Below are 6240 nucleotides of genomic sequence, written 5' to 3' on the forward strand. Positions count from 1 at the left end.
TTCTTCATCTATCCGCTGATCCGCAAACAGGCGATGGAGGAAGGCAAGCTACGCGCCATGACGGTCTCGCTCAGCGCGCGCTCGGAAACATTCGAGCATGCGGCGCTGACCGATGGCCTGACCGGCATGCAGAACCGGCGCTATTTCGATGATGCGCTGAAGGAGTATCTCGAGGAATTCCGGCGCATCGAAAAGCCCGTCGGGCTGATGATCCTCGATCTCGACCATTTCAAGCAGGTCAACGACACCCACGGCCATGACGTCGGCGACGAAGTGCTCAAGGCCGTCGCGAACTGTCTCAAGGACATGACGCGCTACCACGATGTGGTGGCGCGATTGGGCGGCGAGGAGTTCGCCGTGGTCACGCCCAACATGGACGCCGAGCTTCTGGGCAAGTTTGCCGAGCGCATCCGCAAGGCGATTGCCAACATGTCGGTGCTGTCGGGCAATGTCCGCCTCAAGATCACCACCAGCGTCGGGCTCGCCGTCTGGGACCGCAAGGAAACAGCGGAAGAGTTCTATCGCCGCGCCGACCGCCAGCTTTACGAGGCGAAGAGGCAGGGCCGTAACCGCGTCTGCGCCTGAAATCGCATCACTGAATTCGTGAGGCTGGCCGTCTGGCGCCGTTTTCTGCGCTTCCGGTGCTCACGGACTCAAACGTCCGCTCCGCTTCGGTTCTCGAAAACAGCACCACCCGACTCAGCCTGACGAATTCCCTGACGGGATTTATCCGAGCGGGCTGGGCAAGGGCGCAAGCTTGGCGCGGCTTCTCGGTCAGAAGGCAGAGGATTTGGCGCTGCGGACCTAATCGTTTTGCGGGCGCAGGCCGAAGGTTGCGGGCTTTAGGCCGTAGCGCATGTCGAAATCGTCGTCCGATGGCGCGCGTGCGGCGGGTGGCTTGCGGTAGTCGGGGTCGCCGGCCTGGCGGCCCGAATCGACGACCTCGGCGAAGGCCATCGCCTGCTGCGTTGATTTAGGCACATTGCGCAGTCGTTCCACGATCGCCACCAGATCGACATCGTCGCCTGGCTTCGACGTGGCCTCTTCGCGTTTTGCGGTGCCGGGGAGCAGGTCACTCGGCAGTTTTTCGAACTTCAGCCGCATGGTCGTCGCCACGCCTTCGCCGAAGGCGATGGCTTCGCGCTGGCCCATGGAGGACAGGAAGGCAAGCGTCGAGGCGGAAGAGTCGGCAATCGCGGAGCGGATGATCGCCTGGTCCTGCTCATTGGCAAGCCGCATGGCGAAGAAGGTCGAGCATTGCGAAAGGATGGTCGGGTCGAGCTCGCCCGGGCGCTGGGTGACGACGCCGAGATAGCAGCCATATTTGCGGCCTTCCTTGGCAATGCGCGACAGCGCGTGCCTTGTCGGCGCGAAGCCGAGGCGCGGATCGGCCGGCATATAGCGGTGCGCTTCTTCGCATAAAAACAGGAGCTGCAGCTTGCCCTCGCTCCACAGAGCGAGGTCGAAGGCCAGGCGCGCCAGCACCGAGCAGACCGAATTGACCACTTCCGACGGCATGCCGGCCATCTCGAAGCAGGTTACCGGGCGGCCATGATGCGGCACGCGGAAGATGTTGCCGATCGTCTCGTGGATGGTGTCCTCGATCAGGCGCGAGTTGAACATGAAGCGGTAGCGTGGATCGGCGGCCGCCGATTCGATGCGCGTCTTCAGCGATTTGAGTGTCGGGCGATCGGTCTTGCTTTCGAGCATGCCCATGCGCTCATCGATCTGCTTGAGCAGGTCGGCGATGCGGTAAGGCACCGGCGTATCGGCGGTCAACGCATCGCTGCCGCGCCTGATATAGGAGCCCGAATTCGGGTTGCGGTAGAGATTCTTGGCGGCCGGGATAAGGTCGCGCAAGGCGTCGATTTCTTCCGGCTCGGTCTCGCGGCCCCGGAACAGCACCTCGGCGAATTCCTCGAGCTTGAACATCCAGAACGGCAGATCCAAGGTTTTGGAATCGACCCTGACGCAGTATTCGGGCAGCGATGCAGCGAACTCGTTGTGCGGATCGAGGATCAGGATGCGCAGATCCGGCCGTGCCGCTATCGACTTGCGCAGCAGCAGCGAGACGGCGGTGGATTTGCCGACGCCGGTCGTGCCGACAATGGCGAAGTGACGCGCCAGCGTATCGTCGATGGCGATGTTGGCGGCGATCGTCTCGTCCTGCGCGAGCGTGCCGATCGTGATCGAATGACGCCCGGCGAGGTCATATACCGCCTGCAGGTCGCGGGTGCGGATCCGATGCGCAACGGCGCCGATATGCGGATAGGTGGTGATGCCCCGATCGAAGACCGGTTTGGCGCCGGGCTCTGCTCCGTCACGGACTTCGCCGATCAGCTCGATGCTGACCTCGATGGCGTTCTGACCCTCATTGCTCCAGGCGCGGTCCGACTTGCCGATTGCGTAGACCAGGCCGACGGTTCGCGTCGATCCGAGATTGATGGAAATCATCTTGCCGACCGTCCACAGGCCGGTCACCGCGCCGTCGGCGTCGTTCGCGTAGGCGCTGATGGTGGCGCGTGCGCCATCGCATTGCACGACATTGCCGAGGATGCGCTTGTCGTTCTGCTCTGCGTCGCGGCGCTCCTGCGATGTCGGTTCTCCAACGGAGGCTTCGCGTTCGACATACATGGACAGGCCAATCCCCATTTCCCAGGAGCATCGATCCTACCCGAATGGGGTTAAGGCCCGATGACGTCGGATGGTGTAGAGAGCATTAAAGGGCTCGTGAAAATTGTCGTCAGGCGGCTCTTCTCCGGCGTCTATTTTTCGCTATAATAGACATATGGATGATATAGCGAACGACATTTCCTCGACGATCGGCCGCAGGATACACGCCGAAAGGACCGTGCGCGACTGGTCCCTGGCCGAACTCGCGGAGCATTCCGGCGTCTCGAAGGCGATGCTCAGCACGATCGAGCGGGGCAAGACCAGCCCGACGGCGGCGCTTCTGGTGCGCATCGCGTCGGCCTTCGGCATGACGCTGTCGACCTTGATCGCACGCGCGGAGCTGCAGGGCGGCGGGATATTGCGCGAGGCCGACCAGCCGGTGTGGCGCGATCCCGACACCGGCTATGTCAGGCGGCATCTTTCGCCGGCTGGCGATATGCCGCTGGAACTGATCAAGGTGCATCTGCCGGCGGGCGCCAAGGTCAGTTTTCCGGCCGCTTCATACGCCTTCATCAAGCAGCAGATATGGCTGATTTCCGGGCGGCTCGAATTCGTCGAAGGTGAGACAGTGCACAGGCTTGTATCAGGCGACTGCCTGGCGCTCGGGGCGCCGTCGGACTGCACCTTACATGCCCTGGAGCCTGGCGCCGACTATCTCGTCGCGCTGGTCAGGGGCTGACACAATGGCAAGAAGACCAAAGCGCTCCCACAATGGGGGGCCGCCTCTCGATGAGTACAAGGGTCCGCCATGGGGCAAGGGCGATCCCTACATCTTCCTTGCCTGGCAGGCCGCCCATGCCAAGGCGTGGAAGGCGCCCAGCCACGAGGTGATGCTGCTGCGCATGGACAGAGCCGAGCGGCTTGGCCTGACCTATGAGGAGTACACGCTCGAGATCCTCGAGCGCGGGCGGCATCTCGGGCACGAAGACGCCGACCGCATCAGCGCCATCAAGGCGGCGCGAAAGCGACGCCGCGCGCACCGTCTGGACTGACAGCAATGCGCCCGCTTCTATTGCAATCACAGGATATCCTGCACATGAACTCGATCGAGATCGCACCCCTGAACCCGACTGCCGAGACGCAGGACATGTTGGCCGAATTGCTGGTCGCAACGGTGGCGACCGGCGGTTCGGTCAGCTTCATGCATCCGTTGGCGCCGCAGGCGGCAAGGACGTTCTGGGAGAAATCGCTGGCCGCGGCGGCAAGGGGCGAAAGAGCGGTGCTTGGCGCCTGGGACGGCAAAAACCTGGTCGGCACAGTGACCTTGCTGCTCGATTGTCCGCCCAACCAGCCGCACCGGGCCGAGATCGCCAAGCTGATGACATCAGTCGATTGCCGGGGCAGGGGTGTGGGAACGCGCCTGATGCGAGCCGCCGAGAGCCTCGCCGTTGAGAAGGGCCGCACGCTGCTGGTTCTGGACACGGCGACCGAGGAGGGCGCCTCAGGCCTCTATGAGCGGTTGGGCTTCACGCTGGCCGGAGAGATACCGGACTATGCCCTGAAGCCGCATGGCGGGCTGACCGGCACGTTGATCTACTGGAAGCGGATCGGGCCAATCTCATAACCAGTCATGCCGGCGCGGAGAGGCGCAGGAGCAGCCATTGGCGGAAATCCTGTTCGGCTCCGGTCAGGCGTGCTGTCGACGCCTTGGTCAGGAAATGCCCCGATGTGCTGGAAAGTTCATAGTCGGAAAGCCTGACCAGCGTCTTGCTGTCGAGCGCCGCATCGACCAGCGGCCGCGAGCCCAAGAGCACGCCGGCGCCGGCGCTCGCCGCCTCCATGGCGGTGACGAAACTATCGAAGCGGTGTGATCGTCTGGGATGGCCAGCCAGTCCAGCGGCGGCGAACCATTCCGCCCACATCTCGCGCGCGCCGGCGACCAGAAGCAGCGGCAGGGAAGGCCAGTCGTCGTCGCCGGCGAGCGCAGGTGCGGCCACCGGCACGAGCCGCTCGGCGGTCAGCCTGTCGGCTTCGCGTCCGGGGAAGGATCCGCTGCCGAAGCGGATGTCGAGCACCGAGCCCGGCAGATCGTAGTCGGCAGGGCGATGGATCGTCACCAGATCGAGTTGGATGCGCGGCAGTGCCTTGGCGAGATCTGGCAGCGCCGGAACCAGCATGAGCAAGGCAAAGGAGATCGGCGCCCGGATGGTCACGGTCTGGACGGCACGCGGCTCGAACAGTTCCGCGGTGCTGTTGCCGATGGTGGCGAAGGCCGACTGGATGTGAGGCAGGTAGGCTGCCCCCTCCGGCGACAGTGCAACGCCCCGCGCCAGCCGCGAAAACAAACGTGTCTTGAGCCGCTCCTCGAGAAACCGGATGTGCTGGCTGACGGCTGCCTGGGTGAGACCGAGCTCGGCTGCCGCCGCGGTGAAATTCGACAGCCGCGCCGCCGCCTCGAAACTGCGCAGCCAGTCCAGAGGCGGCACGGGTGTATTTGTACGAGCCATAAGTATTCTGCGGTCATTGGCTAAAAAATGATAATTTGAGTTATGCCTGTCGCGCGATCAACATGCAATCGAAACCCTGCGGATCAGGCTGCGGGGGACGCAACGAACAGGAACGGATCTCCATGCTCACCCACGCGCTGATCGGCGACGAAGGCAGAACAATCGACCTTGGCTGGCAGGACGGGTCGCGCAGCCGTTTTCATGCCATGTGGCTGCGCGACAATGCGCTGGACGACAAGACGCGCAGCGCCGGCAATGGTCAACGGCTCATCACCATTCTCGACATTCCCGCCAACACCAGGATCGGCGCCGCGTCGATCAAAGGCGGCGCCCTGGAAGTCAGCTTCGTGCCCGAGCAGAAGACGGTCAGCTTTCCCGCGGCATGGCTGAGCGCCAATGCCTATGATCGTGACGCAGGCCGCCAGCCGGGCTGGACAGGCGAGGCCACCGTGCGATGGACCAAGGCCTCGATGCAGAATTCGGTACCGCGCGCCGGCTATGTTGCGGCCAGCCGCGATCGTGCTGTGCTGGGGCAATGGCTGTCGGCGGTGAAAACCTATGGCTTCGCGGTGATGGACGATCTGCCGTCCGAATCCGGGGCGCTGTGCAAAGTGTCCGATCTGTTCGGCTACATCAGGGAGACCAATTACGGGCGCTGGTTCGAAGTGCGCGCCGAGGTCAATCCGAACAATCTCGCCTACACGAATCTCGGCCTCCAGGCGCACACCGACAACCCCTATCGCGACCCTGTGCCGACGCTGCAGATTCTGTCCTGCATCGAAAATACGGTTGAGGGCGGCGAGTCCAGTGTCGTCGATGGGTTTGCCGTCGCGGCTGCGCTGCAGGCTGAGAACCCGGAAGGCTTCCGGCTGCTGAGCTCATGCCCGGCGCGCTTCGAATATGCCGGCTCTTCCGGCGTGCGGCTGCAGGCGAAGCGGCCGATGATCGAGCTCGGGCCCGATGGCGAGCTGATTTGCATCCGCTTCAACAACCGCTCCCTGGCGCCGACGGTCGACGTGCCGTTCAGCGATATGGAAGCGTACTACGCCGCCTATCGCCGGTTTGCGGAACTGATCGAGAATCCATCCTTCGAGGTGACGTTCAAGCTCGAAGCGGGGCA

General features: G+C 63.5%; 7 protein-coding genes. 5 read left to right on the top strand and 2 right to left on the bottom strand.

The genetic code is table 11. The features are described from left to right. A partial coding sequence (locus tag EN749_RS28350; RefSeq protein ID WP_145991031.1) for a GGDEF domain-containing protein occupies positions 1-585 on the top strand: 585 nt, incomplete at its 5' end. 219 nt (positions 586-804) lie between these two features. On the opposite strand, the gene EN749_RS28355 is transcribed toward EN749_RS28350, so the two are convergent. After that, positions 805-2634: an ATP-binding protein gene (locus EN749_RS28355; RefSeq protein WP_127328926.1), complete on the bottom strand. Its 1830-nt coding sequence runs from the start codon at positions 2632-2634 to the stop codon at positions 805-807. A 154-nt stretch (positions 2635-2788) separates the two neighbouring features. Between EN749_RS28355 and EN749_RS28360 the strand changes: the two genes are divergently transcribed. The 3 genes from EN749_RS28360 to EN749_RS28370 are packed head-to-tail and all read left to right on the top strand — an operon-like array spanning position 2789 to position 4237. Continuing rightward, positions 2789-3352: an XRE family transcriptional regulator gene (locus EN749_RS28360; RefSeq protein WP_128364400.1), complete on the top strand. Its 564-nt coding sequence runs from the start codon at positions 2789-2791 to the stop codon at positions 3350-3352. 4 nt (positions 3353-3356) lie between these two features. Continuing rightward, the gene (locus tag EN749_RS28365; RefSeq protein WP_127268618.1) at positions 3357-3665 is read left to right on the top strand and encodes a hypothetical protein; all 309 of its coding nucleotides are present in this window, start codon (positions 3357-3359) and stop codon (positions 3663-3665) included. 44 nt (positions 3666-3709) lie between these two features. Then, positions 3710-4237 (top strand): N-acetyltransferase, encoded by a 528-nt coding sequence (locus EN749_RS28370; protein ID WP_127810040.1) that lies wholly within the window; start codon positions 3710-3712, stop codon positions 4235-4237. A 4-nt stretch (positions 4238-4241) separates the two neighbouring features. Here the strand turns inward: EN749_RS28370 and EN749_RS28375 are convergent, their stop codons facing one another. Further along, on the bottom strand, positions 4242-5120 hold the full coding sequence (locus tag EN749_RS28375) for a LysR family transcriptional regulator (RefSeq protein WP_127810041.1): 879 nt from the start codon (positions 5118-5120) through the stop codon (positions 4242-4244). Between the two features lie 122 nt (positions 5121-5242). On the opposite strand from EN749_RS28375, the gene EN749_RS28380 reads away from it, so the two are divergent. Next, positions 5243-6240: gamma-butyrobetaine dioxygenase (locus EN749_RS28380; protein ID WP_128364401.1), on the top strand; the 998-nt coding region annotated here is incomplete at its 3' end.

Source organism: Mesorhizobium sp. M7A.F.Ca.ET.027.02.1.1, assembly GCF_004022985.1.
GTDB lineage: Bacteria > Pseudomonadota > Alphaproteobacteria > Rhizobiales > Rhizobiaceae > Mesorhizobium.